The sequence below is a fragment of the Microbacterium sp. 8M genome (assembly GCF_902506375.1).
In the GTDB taxonomy this organism is placed as follows: Bacteria; Actinomycetota; Actinomycetes; order Actinomycetales; family Microbacteriaceae; genus Microbacterium.
In genome coordinates this window covers 380,176-395,003 of sequence record NZ_LR733284.1, presented here as the reverse complement: position 1 = coordinate 395,003, position 14,828 = coordinate 380,176, and the positions used below count along the sequence as shown (strand labels likewise).

The following is a 14,828-nucleotide window of genomic DNA, read 5'->3' as shown; positions in this document are numbered from 1 at the left end:
TCCTGGCGCGAGCGCGTTGAGACGGACGACACGAGGGAGGACAGATCATGAGCGAGATCTACGACGAGGGGCTGCTGCCCTCGAACGTGCACCACGCGCGGCCCGAGAAGCCGGACCGCCCCGATGAGGAGGCGGACCGCGAACGCGTCGAGGAGGGCACCGAGGACACCGAGCCTCAGGAGGATCCGCGCCGGCAGGATGCGAGGACGGAGCCTCCGGCCGATGCACGACGCGGGGGCCAGGGCGGTACGGACGACCCGTACGCCACCGAGGGCGACGACCCCTATGCCGAGCCCGCCGAGCCCGCCCAGCCGGCCACGACCGCCCCGAAGCCCGAGCGCTCCAGCGATGACTCGGAAGCGGGCGGAGCAGGCGAAGGCGGAGCAGGCGAAGGCGGAACGGGCGAAGGCGGAACGGACGCGACGGGCGCCGTGGGAACCGGCGCCTCGGGCACCGGGACGGCCGGAACGGCGGAGCCGCCGGACTGACCGCCCCGGAGCCCGCGGGTCACTGGATGTGGCCGCTGTCGTCGAACTGCATCTCGTCGACCTGGGCGGGCTCGGGGATCAGACGCAGCCCGGCAGGCGTGTTCGCGAGCTGGCTGAGCGCCTCGATCCACACCCGGTTGAGCGGCGGGCGGCGGCCTCCGTGGTACGTGAACACCATGTTGCAGCCGGGGTGCACCCACACCGAGGTGCGGCCGTGGCCGATGCTGGGGTCGTCCTTCCAGGTGAAGTAGAACGGCTCACCACGGCGGAGCTTGTTGGCGACGACCATCTGCAGATGTGCGAGTGCCCGATCGTCGAGATCGACGTGCGTCTGCCCCTCATAACTGAATCTGCCCATTGTCGTTCTCTGTCTCCTCACTCACCCACGCACCGGCCGCGATCCCCGCCTTCTATCTTGGTCCGGCCGCCGTCGGCCCGACAGCCCCTCGACGGCCTCCACGCCCCCGTGCTATGCGCGCGCGGAGGCGCGATCCGAGCGAGAATATGAGAACCCCAGATGGGAAACGAGAACCGCAGACGCGACAGGAGGTCGTGGTGGGAGTCATCTATTACGGCGGCGCAGAGTCGCCCATCCACATCGAGGACGGCGTGCTCGCGCACCTCAAGATCGTGATCGCCACGAAGCTGCGCCGGAACGAGAGCTTCACCCTCTCCTTCCAGCACGGCGAAGGCGAGCCCAGGGGCCGCACCACGATCTGGCTGCACCCGTCGATCCCGCTCCGCTTCGTCTTCGATGAGCCCGTCGCGCCGGAGCTGGACGCGGCGCTGATCCGCGATCTCGCCGCGTCGGCGAACACCTCCGGGGGCATCGCGCTCAAGCCCGAGCACGTGCTCCGCGGCAAGACCTCCGCTCAGAGGTCGTCGGGCGACTCCGACTCGTCGAGCGGCGGCACGTCGGCCGGGTCCTGATCCGGCAACCCGTCCCGGCGCTCGTCGTCCACGAAGGCTTCGCGCTCATCGGCGGGCCGGAGATCCGCATCCGGGTCGGCCGGACGCTCGTCGTCGAGGTTGTTCATGCTCATGTCGGATCCTTCCTTCTAGCCTTTCAGACCGCCCGCGCTGAGCCCCTGCACGATCTGCCGCTGCGCCACGGCGAAGAGGACGAGCAGCGGCACGGTGGTGATGACGCTGGCGGTCACGATGATCTCCCAATGCCATTCTCCGCCGAATCCGAACGCGTCGATAAGGGCCTTCAACCCCCGCGGGATCGTGTACGTCGAGGAATCGCGCAGGTAGATGAGCCCGCGCATGAGATCGGTCCACGCCGCCTGCACCTCGAAGACGGCGGTGACTGCGAGGGCCGGGCGCGCCAGCGGCAGCACGATGCGCCAGAACACCGTGAGATGGCCGGCGCCGTCCACACGCGCGGCGTCGAAGTAGTCGCGCGGGATCCCGAGCAGGAACTGCCGCAGCAGGAAGATGTAGAACGCGCTGCCGAAGAGGTTCTGCGCCCATAGCGGCACGAGGGTGCCGACGGCGCCCACGGCGTTCCAGATCAGGAAGGTCGGGATCATCGTGACCGCGCCGGGAAGCATCATGGTCGCCAGGACCAGGCCGAACAGCACGTTTCGCCCGGGGAACCGGTAGTAGGCGAAGGCCCACGCGACCATCGCGCTGCTCAACGTCACAGTCGTCGCGGCGAGCACCGTCACGATTACCGTGTTGAGCAGCCACAGCCCGACCGGCGCCTCCTGCCAGACGCGCACGTAGTTGTCCAGCGTGAGCGTGCGCGGGATGAGCCGGTTGTCGAACACGTCGCCGCGCGGCTTCAGCGAGGCGCTGATCAGCCAGAGGAACGGGTAGATGAAGACGACCGCGAGCACGGTGAGCGCGGTCAGCGTGAGGACGCGCCCGACGAGGCGGCGCAGGCGCGGCCGTCGCGCCCCCGGCGCCAGGCTCGTGGCGGCGGGCTCCGACGGGGTCTCCGGCCCCACCCGGGGTGCGGCTGTCGTGCTCACCATGACTCGCGCCCCTCGTAATGCACCAACCGCCGCGACAGCACGACCTGCACCACGGTGACCGCCATGATGAGCAGGAACAGCAGCCAGGCCATGGCGGAGGCGTATCCCATGTCCAGGAACTGGAACGCCTGCTGGAAGAGGTAGATGACGTAGAACAGCGCCGCGTCGTTGCCGTAGGTGGTGTTGCCCGCGCCGAAGAACGCGGCGTAGGCCTCGTCGAACGTCTGCAGGCCCGCGATCGTGCTGACCACGATGACGAAGAACAGCGCCGGGCTGATCATCGGCACGACCACCCCGAACGTGCGGCGCCAGAACCCGGCGCCGTCGACGGCCGCGGCGTCGAGCACCTCCTGCGGCACCGCCTGCAGTGCGGCGAGCAGGATGACGACCGAGGCCGCCACGCTCCACAGGCTCATCAGCACGAGCCCCGGTTTGACCCACGCCGGATCCGTCGTCCACGCGGGTCCCTGGATCCCGAACCAGGACAGCACCCCGTTGATGACGCCCTTCTGCCCGTTGAACAGCAGCAGGAAGAGCACCCCGACGGCGACCGGCGGTGTCATCTTCGGCAGGAAGAACGCGGTGCGGAAGAAGCCCGCGCTCCGGCCCGCGCGGTTCAGCAGCAGCGCCAGCGCGAGCGCGGTGAGCACGTGCAGCGGCACCATGAGCGCCGTGTAGACGAACGTGTTGCCCAGCGAGGTCAGCACCTTCGGATCCGCCACCAGCTGCGCGTAGTTCGCCCCGCCGACGAACGACGGATCCTGGATGACGTCGTAGTCGGTGAACGAGAGCACCACGCTGTACAGCAGCGGCCAGGCGGTGAACACGCAGAACCCGACCAGCCAGGGGGACAGGAACAGGAACGCCGCAGCGGTGTCGCGGCGCCGGCCGCGGCCACGGCGGCCACGGCTTTCGCGCGACGTGCGGCGTCCGGCGGATCGTGGCGGCGCCGCGACGCGCGCGGAGGCACCCGTGGTCACTTCTTCTTCTCCAGCGCCGCCCAGCCCTTGTCGAGGGCCTGCTGCGCCTGCTTCTGGGCCGCGGCGAGCGCGTCCTTCGGCGACTTCTGGCCGTTCAGGACGGCGTTGACGGCGTCGTTCATCGCGGCCGTGAACTCCGCGTCCGCCGGGTTCGCCGGGAGCGAGAAGGTGTGCTGGTCCGCCGTGTACATCGCGGAGATCGCCGACGCCCAGGGCTCGGCCGCCCCCTCGGTCATGGGCTTGATCTTCTCGTCGACGGCGCGGTTGCCGGTCAGCACGCCGGTGAAGGCCTTGCCGTCCTTCGTCCTGGCGTCCGCACGCGCCTTCGCCGCGTCCATCCACGCCTGCGTCGAGGTCATGATGCGGGCGAAGCGGCACGCGGCCTGAGGATTCGCGCTCTTGGCGGGAATGGCCCAGGCGGATCCGGAGGCGAAGGCGATCGGGCCGCCCTTGCGCTCGTGCACCGTGTCGAAGGCCATCGGGGCGTCCGGCGAGACTTCGTTGAGCACGTTCACGTACCACTGCTCCATCGGCATCGCGCCGAGCGTGCCGGTCGCGAACTGGTTGCCGGCCCCGAAGAAGTCGGCCGAGTCACGGAACGCCTTGACCGCGCCGAACCCGCCCTCGTCCTTGTAGATCGAGGCCGCCCAGGTGAGGGCTTCGACCACCTTCGGATCGTCGAGCTGGGCCTTGCGGCCGTCCGCCGAGATCAGGTCGGCGCCGTTGGCCTTCGCCCACAGCGGCAGGAACTCGGGGAGCTTGGTGTCGACGCCGATCACGGACAGCCCGGATCCGGCGTGCGCGGTGAGCGCCGTGGCCGCCTTGCTCATCGCCTCCCAGTCGCTGCCGTTCACGTCGGAGAGCTTCTTGCCCGCCTTGTCGAGCAGGGAGCGGTTGGCCATCACGATCTGCACCGAGTCGAACTCCGGGATCCCGTACACGTGCCCGTCCAGGGTGACCTGCGCGAGCGCGGAGGGGATGAAGTCGTCCTTCGGGATCTTCTCCCCGTCGACACACGCGTCCAGTGGCAGGATCGCACCACGGGCCGCGAGGGATCCGACCTGGTTCCGGCTCACGTAGATGAGGGACGGCGGCTTCCCGGCCGCGACGGACGAGAGGAACTGCTGAAGGTCGAAGTCGCCCTCAGCCGCTTTGACGGTCACGCCGCCGAGGCCCTTCTTGGCGTCGTCCATGCGCGTCGTCGCGATCTCGTCGACCCCGGAGAACCCCATGATCGTGAGGTCGCCGTGCAGCGCCTCATCCCGCGAGTACTTCACGTCGGCGCCTGAGCCGCCGCCCGTTCCGACGGCGCAGCCGCTCGCGATCATCGCCAGCGCCAGCACCGCGACGGCACCTGCCTTCCGCCCTGCCCGAGCTCTCATGATCCGTCCTTCCATTGGGGTGTGCACCGCACGATGGCAGGACTGCGGGCCGCCGGACAGGGGGTTGATCTGAGAAGCGCTTCGGGCTAGACCTGGGGACTGGCGATGATACGTCGCCCCGCCGCCGACCGGAACCCCTGCGCGCGAAGCGGCGTCGGCGCCTAGCGTGGCGCCATGAAGAGCATCATGATCAGCACGATGGATGCCGCGGTGGAGATCGCGAAGCCGGCGGACGAGGTGTACCGCCGCTGGACCGACTTCGAGGATCTCCCCGCTCTTCTGCCCAGCGTCGAGCGCGTCGAGCGCGTGGACGACGACGTCACGCACTGGGATGCCCGGGTCGGCGGGCTGCGCCGCTCCTTCTACGCCACGACCGTGGAGGACGTCCCGAACCAGCAGATCAGCTGGACGAGCGACGCCGGCAAGCAGCACAACGGCATCGTGATGTTCACGCCCCTGGGCCCTGATCGCACCCGCCTGGAGCTGCGCCTGGTGTGGGTTCCGGAGTCCTTCCTGGAGCGCACCGGCGCCCGGCTCGGCATCGATCGGCAGATCGCGGAGCGCGACCTGCTGGAGTTCAAGCATCGCGTCGAGGACGGCCAGGAGTCCGAGCCACCGGTCCCGCTGTGAACGGCCCGGTCCCGCCACGAGAGGAGCACACCATGTCCCAGCCAGAGATCCCGATGCTGCCGGAGATCCACCAGTGGTGGCCGCGGCTGTCCGCGCGATCCAAGCAGCTGCTCGAGGACGCGGACGAGGGCGTCGTGCCCGACGAGGTCCGCGAGGAGATCGAGCGGATCACGGATGCGACCGTCGATCCGTCCGCGCGGCTCAGCGACGGCGACCGCCGGTTCATCCGCACTCAGCAGGAGATGGTCGACTAGCGGGTGCCGCGACGTTGCGGACGCCCCGAGCGCTCAACCGGGCGGGAGCAAGGGGCGCGGCGGGAGCGGTGACGAGTAGACCACGCTCGTGGTGACGCTGCCGAGCGTGCCGATCCGGCCGCTGATCTGCTCGAGGTGCTTCATGCCGGTCGCGACGACCTTCATGATGAAGCAGTCGTCGCCGGTGACGTGGTGCGCCTCGACGACCTCCGGGATCCCGGCGAGCAGCGTGTGCAGCGGCTCGTAGACGCTGCTGGGATAGCGCAGCCTCAGGTAGGCGAGGATCGTGAAGCCGAGCCGTTCGGGGTCGATCTGTGCCGCGTAGCCGCTGATGACCCCGGCCTCCTCGAGCCGGCGCACCCGCTCCGCGGCAGCGCTGTGGCTCATGTTGATGCCGCGGGCGAGGTCCGCGATGCTCTGCCGGCCGTTGGTCTGCAGGGCCTTCAGGATCGCGGTGTCGACCTTGTCGGGCTCGAACGGGAGATTCACGGCCATGAGGAAAGACTGCCATCAAATCCACGCCGATCCGCTCCGTCTGCCGTGGATCGGGCCTTCAGATCCGGCTGGTGCGTGAATAGCGTTTCAGCCATGACGATCACCGCGCTCCCCACGGACCTGCTCATCTCCCACTTCGCCGGCAAGCTGTCCTTCGAGACCGACGCTTCCGACGTGCACGCCGACCAGGAGAGCGGCGCCGCGTTCGTGCTCGTCGACTCCCGCGGCCAGGCCGCGTGGAGTCAGGGGCGGATAGTGGGCGCGATGCACATGCCGACGGCGGAGATCGCTGACCGCGCACCGCGCGAGATCCCGCTGCATGTGCCGGTCGTGACGTACTGCTGGGGTCCCGGCTGCAACGGCTCCACCCGCGCCGCCCTGGAGTTCGCGAAGCTCGGATATCGGGTCAAGGAGATGATCGGCGGTTTCGAGTACTGGGCCAGGGAAGGCTATCCGGTGGAGGACGACCACGGTCCGGTCCTCCGCGCCAAGGACCCGCTGACCGCGCCGCTGGACGCGATCACCTGCGACTGCTGACGACGACCGGCCGTTCGACTACGGCTGGCCCGCGTCCGGGTCGGCGTGGCCTTCTCCGTCCACCGCCTCGCCCTGCTCCTCGCGCGACGCGGCACGGGCACCGGGCGACTGCTCCCGGTAATCGGGGCGCGGCGGCTGGATCGTCTGGTCGGAGTACTCGCCGCCCAGCCGCCCGCCGAAGGGCCGGCCGTGATCGGCGAACTCGTCGCGCATGAACACGAGGCGCCACGGTCCCAGCGTGAACCGGGCCCCGGTGCGCAGGATCTCGTCGCTGCGGAGCTCCTCATCCTGCGCCTTCTCGAGGTTCGCGCTCGTCTCGCCCTCTCCGTGCATGGAGAGCACGTACTCGTCGTTCGAGTCGTGCCGGATCGAGGCGTGCACCGGATCCGTGCCGGGAAGACGGAGATCGCAGTCCTGCGCCGAGCCGATCCGCGCCCCGTCGTCGGGGATCTCGAACACGAGGCGGCTGTCCTGCGACGAGACCAGCAGGCGCGGGTGCCCCGCGCCCCATCCCGCGTGCGTCGTCGGTCCGGTCTGCTCCTGGGTGTCGTTCATGTCGTCTTCCTTCCGTGGATCGCCGAGACGGGTGCGTGGATCGCCGGGGGCCGGCGCGGGCTCAGAGATGCCGTCCTCCCGTGACGGGGATGATGCCGCCGGAGACGTACGACGCCTCCTCCGAGGCGAGGTACACGTAGGCGCCGGCGAGTTCGGCGGGCTGTCCGGCTCGCCCCAGCGGGGTGTCCTCCCCGAACGTGGGCAGCTTCTTCGGCCACCCCGTCGCAGGGATCAGCGGCGTCCAGATCGGGCCGGGTGCGACGCCGTTCACCCGGATGCCGTGCGGGCCCTGCTGCTCGGCGAGCATCTGCACGAACGCGACGAGTGCCGCCTTCGTCAGCGCATAGTCGAACAGCCCGGGCGACGGGTCGTACCCCTGGATGGAAGTGGTCACGATGATGGACGCGCCGGCGGGCAGGTGCGGCAGGGCGGACCGGGCGAGCCAGAACGGCGCATAGAGGTTGGTGCGCATCACGCGGTCGAACTCCGGCGTGGGGATCTCGTCGACCTCGCCGCGGCTGCGCTGGTACCCGGCGTTCAGCACGAGGATGTCGAGCCCGTCGAGGCTCTCCGCGGCGTCGGCGATCACCTCCTGGCATTGCTGCTCCTCGGTGAGGTCGCCCGGAAGCAGGACGGCCTGGCGTCCCGCTTTGCGGATCCACTCGGCGGTCTCCTCCGCGTCCTCCTGCTCCTCGGGCAGATAGCTGAGAGCGACATCCGCTCCCTCGCGAGCGAAGGCGATGGCCACCGCCCGTCCGATCCCGGAGTCGCCCCCGGTGATCAGTGCACGGCGCCCGGGCAGCCGGCCGGATCCGACATAGCTGTCCTCGCCGTGGTCGGGCCGCGGATGCGTCTCGTCCAGCAGACCCGGCTGGTTGTTGCCCGGCTCGAGTGGATCCTGGAGCGGGGCGTACTTCGTTCGTGGATCGGTCATGGTGCGCGAATCGATGGTCCTGTGGCTCATGCCCGGCACGTTAAGCGCGCGGGCGGCGCTCTACGAGGGGGTTGACGCCCGCGCGGGCGATGCGTAGGGGGGACGGAGGACACGTGCCCGGATCCTGTCAACCCGTTCGCACGGCGGACAGGGGGGTGCGAGCGTCGCCCAGGAGAGGAGAGGAGCGACATGGCACTGCGTGATGAGGCCCGGCACCGGGTGGAGGAGCTGTCCGGCAGGACCAAGCGCGAGATCGGCAGGGTGCTCGGCGATGAGGATCTGGAGGCCCGTGGCGCCGATGAGGAGGAGCGGGCGAAGCGGGAGCGCGCGATCGACAAGGCACTCGAAGCGGCGGATCAGGCGGCCGACGACGAGGAGGACGAGATGGGCGGCTGAGCGGTCCGTCGCCCCGGTGCGTGCAGCGGTAACCCCCGGCGGGGAGCGCTGTCAAGTGGCGTGACTCCGGCGGCCTGCCGGTCCAGGCTGGGCGCAACAGATGGGAACGACATGTCGACGATGACAAGCCCCCGATTCGAGATGCGCCGCCTGACCGAGAGCGAGTGGCTGATCCTGGACGACCGGTTCGACCGCACGGATGCACGGCACACCGTCGCGTGCGTGAGCCGGGTCTCAGCCGATCAGGTCGAGGTGGTCTGGCTCCGGCCCGTCACGGCCCGACGCCGCTATGCGACGGTCGCCGATGTGCTGGAAGCGGTGCGCAGCGCCCCGTCTTCGGCCGATCTGGCGGGCGAGCCCGCCTGATCGGGGCCCTTGCCACCGCGAGACCCCCGCCGTCAAGCCCCTGGGCGAGCGAGGCGGCTGCCGCCTACGGTGAATCGTCGGTCGCACCCGCGGCCCGTGGAAGGAGTCCGTCATGAACATCCTCTTCATCATCATCATCGTCGTCGCCATCATCCTGGCCATCACGGGTGGCCTCGTGCAGTCCCTGAACTTCCTGCTCTGGGTGGGACTCGTGCTGCTCGTCCTCGCCGTGATCGCGTGGCTGATCCGCTCCATCACCGGGAGCCGCACGCCCTGACCGGCATCCGATGAGAGCGGAAGGAGCCGCCGATGACCGTGAAGCTCAACGAGAAGGCTCTGCACCACGCGCAATCGCTCGTGCGGGACAAGCACGTGGTGCACGATCAGCGGGACGACTGGAGCGAGCACGCGCCCAGCGCCGATGACGGCAATGAGTACATCGATGCGCACGGCATGGACGAGTACGCGCTCTGGTTCCTCGGTGAGGACACCGACGAGAACGAGGGCACGAAGGGCCGCCATCTCTTCCCGTACGGCGACTTCACCGACGTGCACCGCTGCGCCGTGATCTCCGGCGAGAGCCGCGCCGGCCAGTATCACCACCGCAGCATCGAGGACGCGCTGAAGCATCTTCTCGCGCTGATCGACGATGACCAGGGCGAGAAGGCCTGACGCCCCCGCGGCATGATCGCCTCCCGACCACCTCTGGCGAGAACCCTGTTCGGCAGGGATTCTGGAGAGGGAAGTCGGGAGGCGATCATGTGCTGCACCCGGATCCTCGGATCCCTACCCACCGCACTCGGTGCGGTCCTCGTCCTTCTGGCCCTGGCGGCCTGCACGCCGTCGTCCCCGGACACCACCACGGCCCCGACGCGCACCGCGGCCGACCAGACCTCGCCGTCACCCGCGCAGACCGTTCCAGCCACGCTCGCCGCCGGCCTGAACGCTCCGTGGTCCATCGCCCCCGTGGGGTCCGGCGCCCTCATCTCCGAGCGCGGGGACGGGCGCGTGCGGGAGTGGACCCCCGACGGCGGCCTCCGCGATGCGGGCACCGTGCCGGGCGTGGTCTCCGGAGGCGAGGCGGGTCTGAACGGCATCGCGGTGCGCGCCGATGACGGCGCACGCTGGCTGTACGCCTATCACGCCACCCGCGACGACAACCGCGTCGTGCGGATGCGTCTGGAGGGCTCCCCCGGCGCGCTGCGACTGGATCCCGCCACCACCGAGGTCATCTTCGCCGGGATCCCTCGGGCGCAGAACCACGACGGCGGCCGCATCGCCTTCGGGCCGGACGGGATGCTGTACGTGGGCACGGGTGACGCCGGCGACCGCGACCGCGCCCGGGACCGCGACTACCTCGGCGGGAAGATCCTCCGGCTCACCCCCGAGGGAGCACCGGCGCCCGGGAACCCGTTCGGCACCGCGGTGTACAGCCTCGGCCACCGAAACGTGCAGGGCCTCGCCTGGGACAGCCACGGGGTGCTGTGGGCGAGCGAGTTCGGGCAGGACACCTGGGACGAGCTGAACCGGATCCAGCCGGGCGGCGACTACGGCTGGCCGGACCACGAGGGCCGGGCGAGCGCGCCCGACGCCGTCGACCCGGTCGCGGTGTGGCGCCCCGCCGACGCCAGCCCGAGCGGCATCGCGATCGTGTCGGACGTGGCGTACATCGCGGCCCTGCGGGGCGAGCGCCTCTGGACGGTCGACCTCGCCGCGGCGGATCCGGCACCGCGCGCGGTCTACGCCGGGGAGTTCGGTCGGCTGCGCGACGTCGTGGCCGCCCCGGGCGGCGGGCTGTGGGTGCTCACGAACAACACCGACGGCCGGGGCGCGCCCCGCGACGGCGACGACCGGTTGCTGTGGCTGCCTGCGGAGCAGGGCTGAATCGCCGGGCGGGCTGCTCCCGGCCGGACACCGACGCCCCGGAGATGCTTTTCGCTGCTCCAGAGCGCCCCGCAGCGACGTTTTCCATTTCCGACGACGAGGGGCGGCACGTCACCGACGAAGCGCCCGCCGCTGGTCAGGAGCGCACCGCTGCGTACTCGGCGTCTGTCACGTGCTCCTTCCACACGGTCGTCGTCGCCGGATCGTCTCCGGCCTCGAGCATGGCGAGGTGCTCCATGAAACAGTCCGCGGTGGCGCCGTGCCAGTGCTCCTCCCCCGGCGGCGTGTACAGCGTCTGTCCCGGACGCACCTCGACCACCACGCCGTCGCGAGTGCCGACGAGGGCGACGCCGCTGACGACGCGCAGGTACTGCCCCCGGGCGTGGGAGTGCCATGCGGTGCGCGCGCCTGGGGCGAAGCGTACGAGAGCGACGGTCATCCGCTGATCCGCGGTATGCGGCGCCGCGATGCGCTCGAGCCAGACGTCGCCGTGGAACTGCTCCGGCGGGTTCTTGACGGTGGGACTGGTGGGTTCGATCTGCACGGCGGATCCTCCTTCGGTTCGTCGATCAGTCGGTGGTGAGCAGCACCTTGGTGGCACGCCGTTCGTCCATGGCGCGGTAGCCCTCCGCAGCGTCCTCGATCGAGAGCGTGAGGTCGAAGACGGCGCCGGGATCGATCCGGCGCTCCCAGATCAGCGCGATGAGCTCAGGCAGGAACCGGCGGACCGGCGCGGGACCGCCGTGCACGTGCACGCTCGAGAAGAACAGCTCCGACCCGTCGAGCGCTACGTCGTGCGAGACCCCGACGAACCCGATGTGACCGCCGGGTCGGGTGGCGCGGATCGCCTGGTCCATCGCCTCCTGGGTGCCGACGGCCTCGATCGTGGAGTGCGCGCCGAGCCCTTCCGTGAGCTCCTTGATGCGCGCGACCCCGGCCTCACCGCGCTCCTCGACGATGTCGGTGGCGCCGAAGCTCCGGGCGAGCGCCTGGCGGTCGGCATGGCGCGACATCACGATGATCCGCTCCGCACCGAACTGCTTCGCCGCGAGCACGCCGAGCAGGCCGACCGCACCATCGCCGACTACGGCGACCGTCTTGCCCGCTCCTGCCTCGGCGGCCACCGCGGCGAACCATCCGGTGCCGAGCACGTCGGAGGCGGCGAGCAGCGAGGGCACGAGGTCCGCCGGCGGCTCTCCCGGCGTCACGACGAGCGTGCCGTCAGCCAGCGGGATACGGGCGTACTGCGCCTGCGTGCCGATCGAGCCCATCATCACCTGGTGGACGCAGCGGGACTGATAGCCCGCCGCGCAGATCTCGCAGGTGTTGTCGCTGGCGACGAAGGATCCGACGACATGATCACCCGGGCGGATCCGCGTCACCTCCTCGCCGACGCTCTCGACGACGCCGATGTACTCGTGTCCCATCCGCTGCCCTCCGGCATGGATCGGCTCGGCACCCCGGTAGGGCCACAGATCGGATCCGCAGATGCAGGTGGCGGTGACGCGGATGATCGCGTCGGCCGGTTCGACGATGACGGGCATCTCGAGTTCCTCGGTCCGGACATCGCCGGCGGCGTGCAGGACGACTCCACGCATGGTGTTCTCCTTCAGAGGTTGGGGATGGGGATAGCACCGCTGTGGTCGTAGCGGCGGCGCGGACGGACGAGAGCGGCGAAGGCGACCGCGGCCAGGACGGTCGAGACGACGGTGACCACGCCGAGGGGCAGGATGCTGGCCGCCCCGGCGATCCCGACGAGGGGTGCGGCGACGCCGCCGAAGCCGAAGCGCACCATGCCGAGCAGCGACGAGGCCGTGCCCGCGATCTGGGGGTACTCGACGAGCGCGAGGGCCGTCGCAGGCGGGGAGGCGACCGCGACCCCGCTCGCGAGCGCGAACAGCGACGCGATCACGACCCAGAGCGGCATCGGGGCGATCCCGGCAGTCAGCAGCCCGAGGGCGCCGAGACCGGCGATCGCGATCCCGACCGAGAGGATGCCGCGCACGCTCCAGCGCTCGGCGGCCCGGCCCGCGAGGTAGCCGAAGACCATGTAGCCCGCCGAGTTCGCGCCGAACGCGATGGCGTAGCCGAGCGGCGAGAGGCCGTAGATGTCCTGCAGCACGTAGGTCGCACCGGCCAGATAGGCGAACAGCGCCGCGTAGAGGAAGCCCTGGTTGAGCACCGCGCCGAGGAAGACCCGGTCGGTGAGCAGCGTGCGGTAGTCGTGCAGGGTGCGGCCGAGGCCGCCCGTCGTGCGGAGTTCGCGCGGCAGCGTCTCGCGGAACACGACCAGGGTGATCGCGAGGATCGCGGCGCCGATCCCGGCGAGGAACAGGAACAGCCCGCGCCAGTCGGCGACCGCGTTCAGGATGCCGCCGAGCAGCGGCCCGACGATGGCGGCGAAACCACCGATCACGGTCAGCCGACCGTAGAAGCGGATCAGCGCCCCTCCCGAGTAGACGTCGCGGCCCGCGGCCTGCGCGATCACGATCCCGACGCCGCCGGTCAGCCCCTGCACCAGCCGGGCGGCGATCAGCAGGCCGATCGTGGGCGAAGCCGCACAGAGCACGGAGGTCGCGACGTACGCGACGATGCCGATCAACAGGATCCCGCGCCGCCCGAACCGGTCGGAGAGCGGGCCAGCCACCAGTTGCCCCAGGGCCAACCCGATCAGGCACGCCGTGACGGTGAGCTGCGCGACCGAGGTCGCCGCGTCCAACTCACGGGTGAGCGCGGGCAGCGCCGGGAGGTAGAGATCCATCGAGATCGGGCCGAACACCGTGAGCAGGAGCAGGAGCGGCGGCAGCAGCCGAGAGGCCGTTGCGGGTGCGGCGCGGGTGGTGTCGGGAGCGGTCATGGCTTCCACTGTCCTCGCCGGTACGTGGGCGCGGGAGTCCCTGACGAGAGGTGTACCGAAAGGGCACCCCAGGCGGCGCCGGATCGGCATAGCCTGCTGTGCATGGACAACAGGGCCGAGGTGCGCGAGTTCCTGATGACGCGTCGCGCGCGGGTCTCTCCGGACGCGGCCGGGATCCCGGCGGGCCCGAATCGACGGGTCGCCGGGCTGCGGCGCAGTGAGGTCGCGGCGCTCGCGGGCGTGAGCGTGGAGTATTACGCGAAGCTCGAGCGCGGCGCGATCGCCGGCGCTTCGGCCGCGGTGCTCGATGCGCTCGCCGCCGCCCTGCAGCTCGACGACGCCGAGCGGGCCCACCTGCTCGATCTGGCCCGTGCCGCCGACGGCATCCCCGCCAGTGGGCGGGCGCGTCGGCGCGTAGCCCGGCCTGGGCCGCTGCGGCCGAGCCTGCAATGGGCGCTGTCGTCGATCACCGACGGCGTCGCATTCGTCCGCGACCCGCGCCAGAACCTGCTCGCGACCAACACTCTCGGACGCGCCTTCTACGCGCCCGTGATCGGCGACGGCGGGCGCACGCCCAATCTCGCCCGCTTCCAGTTCCTGGATCCGGCGTCGCGCGACTTCTATCCCGACTGGGATCTGTTCGCGCACATGTGCGTCGGGGTGATGCGTGCCGAGGCCGGGCGGGATCCGCACGACACGGCACTGCAGGAGCTCGTCGGCGAGCTGTCGACCCGCAGCGAGGTGTTCCGCCGACTGTGGGCCGCGCACGACGTGCGCCGTCACGGCGCGGGAACGAAGCGTTTCCACCATCCGATCGTGGGCGAGGTGACGCTCGCGTACGAGGAGCTCGCCCTCACCGCCGAGCCCGGCAACGTGATGCTCGTCTACACCGCCGAACCCGGATCCCCTTCGGCCGAGCGTCTCCGGCTGCTGGCGTCCTGGGCGGCGACGCACGACGACGAGCGCTCCGCCGCCGCTGCGGCTGACGACTGACCCGGCGCCGGGGGCGGGGGCTGACCCGTATCTGCCCGGAGATGCTTTTCGCTGCTCCAGAGCGCCTTGCAGCGAGGTTTTCCATCTTCGGCGAC

The 14,828-nt window shown here is 70.5% G+C and carries 22 protein-coding genes; 11 read left to right on the top strand and 11 right to left on the bottom strand.

Annotated features, from left to right (window positions below):
- The first annotated feature begins 47 nt into the window (after window positions 1-47).
- Window positions 48-488: a hypothetical protein gene (locus tag AERO9AM_RS01845; protein WP_159574629.1), complete on the top strand. Its 441-nt coding sequence runs from the start codon at window positions 48-50 to the stop codon at window positions 486-488.
- 19 nt (window positions 489-507) lie between these two features.
- Here the strand turns inward: AERO9AM_RS01845 and AERO9AM_RS01840 are convergent, their stop codons facing one another.
- Window positions 508-846, bottom strand: a complete 339-nt coding sequence (locus tag AERO9AM_RS01840) for a DUF7882 family protein (RefSeq protein ID WP_159574628.1) — start codon at window positions 844-846, stop codon at window positions 508-510.
- A 197-nt stretch (window positions 847-1,043) separates the two neighbouring features.
- Between AERO9AM_RS01840 and AERO9AM_RS01835 the strand changes: the two genes are divergently transcribed.
- A complete protein-coding gene (locus AERO9AM_RS01835) occupies window positions 1,044-1,418 on the top strand; it encodes a DUF7882 family protein (RefSeq protein ID WP_159574627.1) in 375 nt (124 codons plus the stop codon).
- On the opposite strand, the gene AERO9AM_RS01830 is transcribed toward AERO9AM_RS01835, so the two are convergent.
- Genes AERO9AM_RS01830 through AERO9AM_RS01815 form a run of 4 tightly spaced genes read right to left on the bottom strand, consistent with a single transcriptional unit; the run spans window position 1,361 to window position 4,832 of the window.
- Window positions 1,361-1,531, bottom strand: coding sequence for a hypothetical protein (locus tag AERO9AM_RS01830; protein WP_159574626.1), 171 nt, complete (start codon window positions 1,529-1,531; stop codon window positions 1,361-1,363). The genes AERO9AM_RS01835 and AERO9AM_RS01830 overlap by 58 nt on opposite strands.
- Before the next feature lie 15 nt (window positions 1,532-1,546).
- A complete protein-coding gene (locus AERO9AM_RS01825; protein WP_159574625.1) occupies window positions 1,547-2,470 on the bottom strand; it encodes a carbohydrate ABC transporter permease in 924 nt (307 codons plus the stop codon).
- The gene (locus AERO9AM_RS01820) at window positions 2,464-3,450 is read right to left on the bottom strand and encodes a carbohydrate ABC transporter permease (RefSeq protein WP_159574624.1); all 987 of its coding nucleotides are present in this window, start codon (window positions 3,448-3,450) and stop codon (window positions 2,464-2,466) included. The genes AERO9AM_RS01825 and AERO9AM_RS01820 overlap by 7 nt, the downstream gene beginning before the upstream one ends.
- Entirely contained in the window at window positions 3,447-4,832 is a 1,386-nt protein-coding gene (locus tag AERO9AM_RS01815; RefSeq protein ID WP_159574623.1) for an ABC transporter substrate-binding protein, read from the bottom strand. Before AERO9AM_RS01815 ends, AERO9AM_RS01820 begins: the two co-directional genes overlap by 4 nt.
- A gap of 174 nt (window positions 4,833-5,006) precedes the next feature.
- Between AERO9AM_RS01815 and AERO9AM_RS01810 the strand changes: the two genes are divergently transcribed.
- Together AERO9AM_RS01810 and AERO9AM_RS01805 are read left to right on the top strand one after the other, a co-directional pair.
- A complete protein-coding gene (locus AERO9AM_RS01810) occupies window positions 5,007-5,462 on the top strand; it encodes an SRPBCC family protein (protein WP_159574622.1) in 456 nt (151 codons plus the stop codon).
- A 32-nt stretch (window positions 5,463-5,494) separates the two neighbouring features.
- Complete coding sequence (locus tag AERO9AM_RS01805; RefSeq protein WP_159574621.1) at window positions 5,495-5,716, top strand: hypothetical protein; 222 nt, start codon at window positions 5,495-5,497, stop codon at window positions 5,714-5,716.
- Between the two features lie 33 nt (window positions 5,717-5,749).
- On the opposite strand, the gene AERO9AM_RS01800 is transcribed toward AERO9AM_RS01805, so the two are convergent.
- Window positions 5,750-6,211 (bottom strand): Lrp/AsnC family transcriptional regulator, encoded by a 462-nt coding sequence (locus tag AERO9AM_RS01800; RefSeq protein WP_159574620.1) that lies wholly within the window; start codon window positions 6,209-6,211, stop codon window positions 5,750-5,752.
- Window positions 6,212-6,304: 93 nt separating this feature from the next.
- On the opposite strand from AERO9AM_RS01800, the gene AERO9AM_RS01795 reads away from it, so the two are divergent.
- Window positions 6,305-6,748: a rhodanese-like domain-containing protein gene (locus AERO9AM_RS01795; protein ID WP_159574619.1), complete on the top strand. Its 444-nt coding sequence runs from the start codon at window positions 6,305-6,307 to the stop codon at window positions 6,746-6,748.
- A gap of 18 nt (window positions 6,749-6,766) precedes the next feature.
- Here AERO9AM_RS01795 and AERO9AM_RS01790 read toward each other — a convergent pair whose 3' ends face one another.
- The gene (locus tag AERO9AM_RS01790) at window positions 6,767-7,303 is read right to left on the bottom strand and encodes an FHA domain-containing protein (RefSeq protein ID WP_159574618.1); all 537 of its coding nucleotides are present in this window, start codon (window positions 7,301-7,303) and stop codon (window positions 6,767-6,769) included.
- Between the two features lie 61 nt (window positions 7,304-7,364).
- A complete protein-coding gene (locus tag AERO9AM_RS01785) occupies window positions 7,365-8,237 on the bottom strand; it encodes an SDR family oxidoreductase (RefSeq protein ID WP_159574617.1) in 873 nt (290 codons plus the stop codon).
- A gap of 189 nt (window positions 8,238-8,426) precedes the next feature.
- Here AERO9AM_RS01785 and AERO9AM_RS01780 point away from each other — a divergent pair, with 189 nt between their 5' ends.
- The 5 genes from AERO9AM_RS01780 to AERO9AM_RS01760 all read left to right on the top strand — a co-directional run bounded on the left by AERO9AM_RS01780 (window position 8,427) and on the right by AERO9AM_RS01760 (window position 10,883).
- Window positions 8,427-8,633 carry a CsbD family protein gene (locus AERO9AM_RS01780; protein ID WP_159574616.1) on the top strand — a complete coding sequence of 69 codons (207 nt, stop codon included), beginning with the start codon at window positions 8,427-8,429 and terminating at the stop codon, window positions 8,631-8,633.
- A 120-nt stretch (window positions 8,634-8,753) separates the two neighbouring features.
- Window positions 8,754-8,999 (top strand): hypothetical protein, encoded by a 246-nt coding sequence (locus AERO9AM_RS01775; protein WP_159574615.1) that lies wholly within the window; start codon window positions 8,754-8,756, stop codon window positions 8,997-8,999.
- A 112-nt stretch (window positions 9,000-9,111) separates the two neighbouring features.
- Complete coding sequence (locus AERO9AM_RS01770; protein WP_201298556.1) at window positions 9,112-9,276, top strand: hypothetical protein; 165 nt, start codon at window positions 9,112-9,114, stop codon at window positions 9,274-9,276.
- 32 nt (window positions 9,277-9,308) lie between these two features.
- Window positions 9,309-9,671, top strand: a complete 363-nt coding sequence (locus AERO9AM_RS01765; protein ID WP_159574614.1) for a hypothetical protein — start codon at window positions 9,309-9,311, stop codon at window positions 9,669-9,671.
- An 87-nt stretch (window positions 9,672-9,758) separates the two neighbouring features.
- A complete protein-coding gene (locus AERO9AM_RS01760) occupies window positions 9,759-10,883 on the top strand; it encodes a PQQ-dependent sugar dehydrogenase (RefSeq protein WP_159574613.1) in 1,125 nt (374 codons plus the stop codon).
- 136 nt (window positions 10,884-11,019) lie between these two features.
- Here the strand turns inward: AERO9AM_RS01760 and AERO9AM_RS01755 are convergent, their stop codons facing one another.
- Genes AERO9AM_RS01755 through AERO9AM_RS01745 form a run of 3 tightly spaced genes read right to left on the bottom strand, consistent with a single transcriptional unit; the run spans window position 11,020 to window position 13,740 of the window.
- Window positions 11,020-11,427 (bottom strand): (R)-mandelonitrile lyase, encoded by a 408-nt coding sequence (locus AERO9AM_RS01755; RefSeq protein WP_159574612.1) that lies wholly within the window; start codon window positions 11,425-11,427, stop codon window positions 11,020-11,022.
- A 25-nt stretch (window positions 11,428-11,452) separates the two neighbouring features.
- Entirely contained in the window at window positions 11,453-12,481 is a 1,029-nt protein-coding gene (locus tag AERO9AM_RS01750; RefSeq protein ID WP_159574611.1) for a zinc-dependent alcohol dehydrogenase family protein, read from the bottom strand.
- A gap of 11 nt (window positions 12,482-12,492) precedes the next feature.
- Window positions 12,493-13,740 (bottom strand): multidrug effflux MFS transporter, encoded by a 1,248-nt coding sequence (locus tag AERO9AM_RS01745; RefSeq protein ID WP_159574610.1) that lies wholly within the window; start codon window positions 13,738-13,740, stop codon window positions 12,493-12,495.
- Between the two features lie 102 nt (window positions 13,741-13,842).
- Here AERO9AM_RS01745 and AERO9AM_RS01740 point away from each other — a divergent pair, with 102 nt between their 5' ends.
- The gene (locus tag AERO9AM_RS01740) at window positions 13,843-14,733 is read left to right on the top strand and encodes a helix-turn-helix transcriptional regulator (protein ID WP_159574609.1); all 891 of its coding nucleotides are present in this window, start codon (window positions 13,843-13,845) and stop codon (window positions 14,731-14,733) included.
- Window positions 14,734-14,828 lie beyond the last annotated feature (95 nt).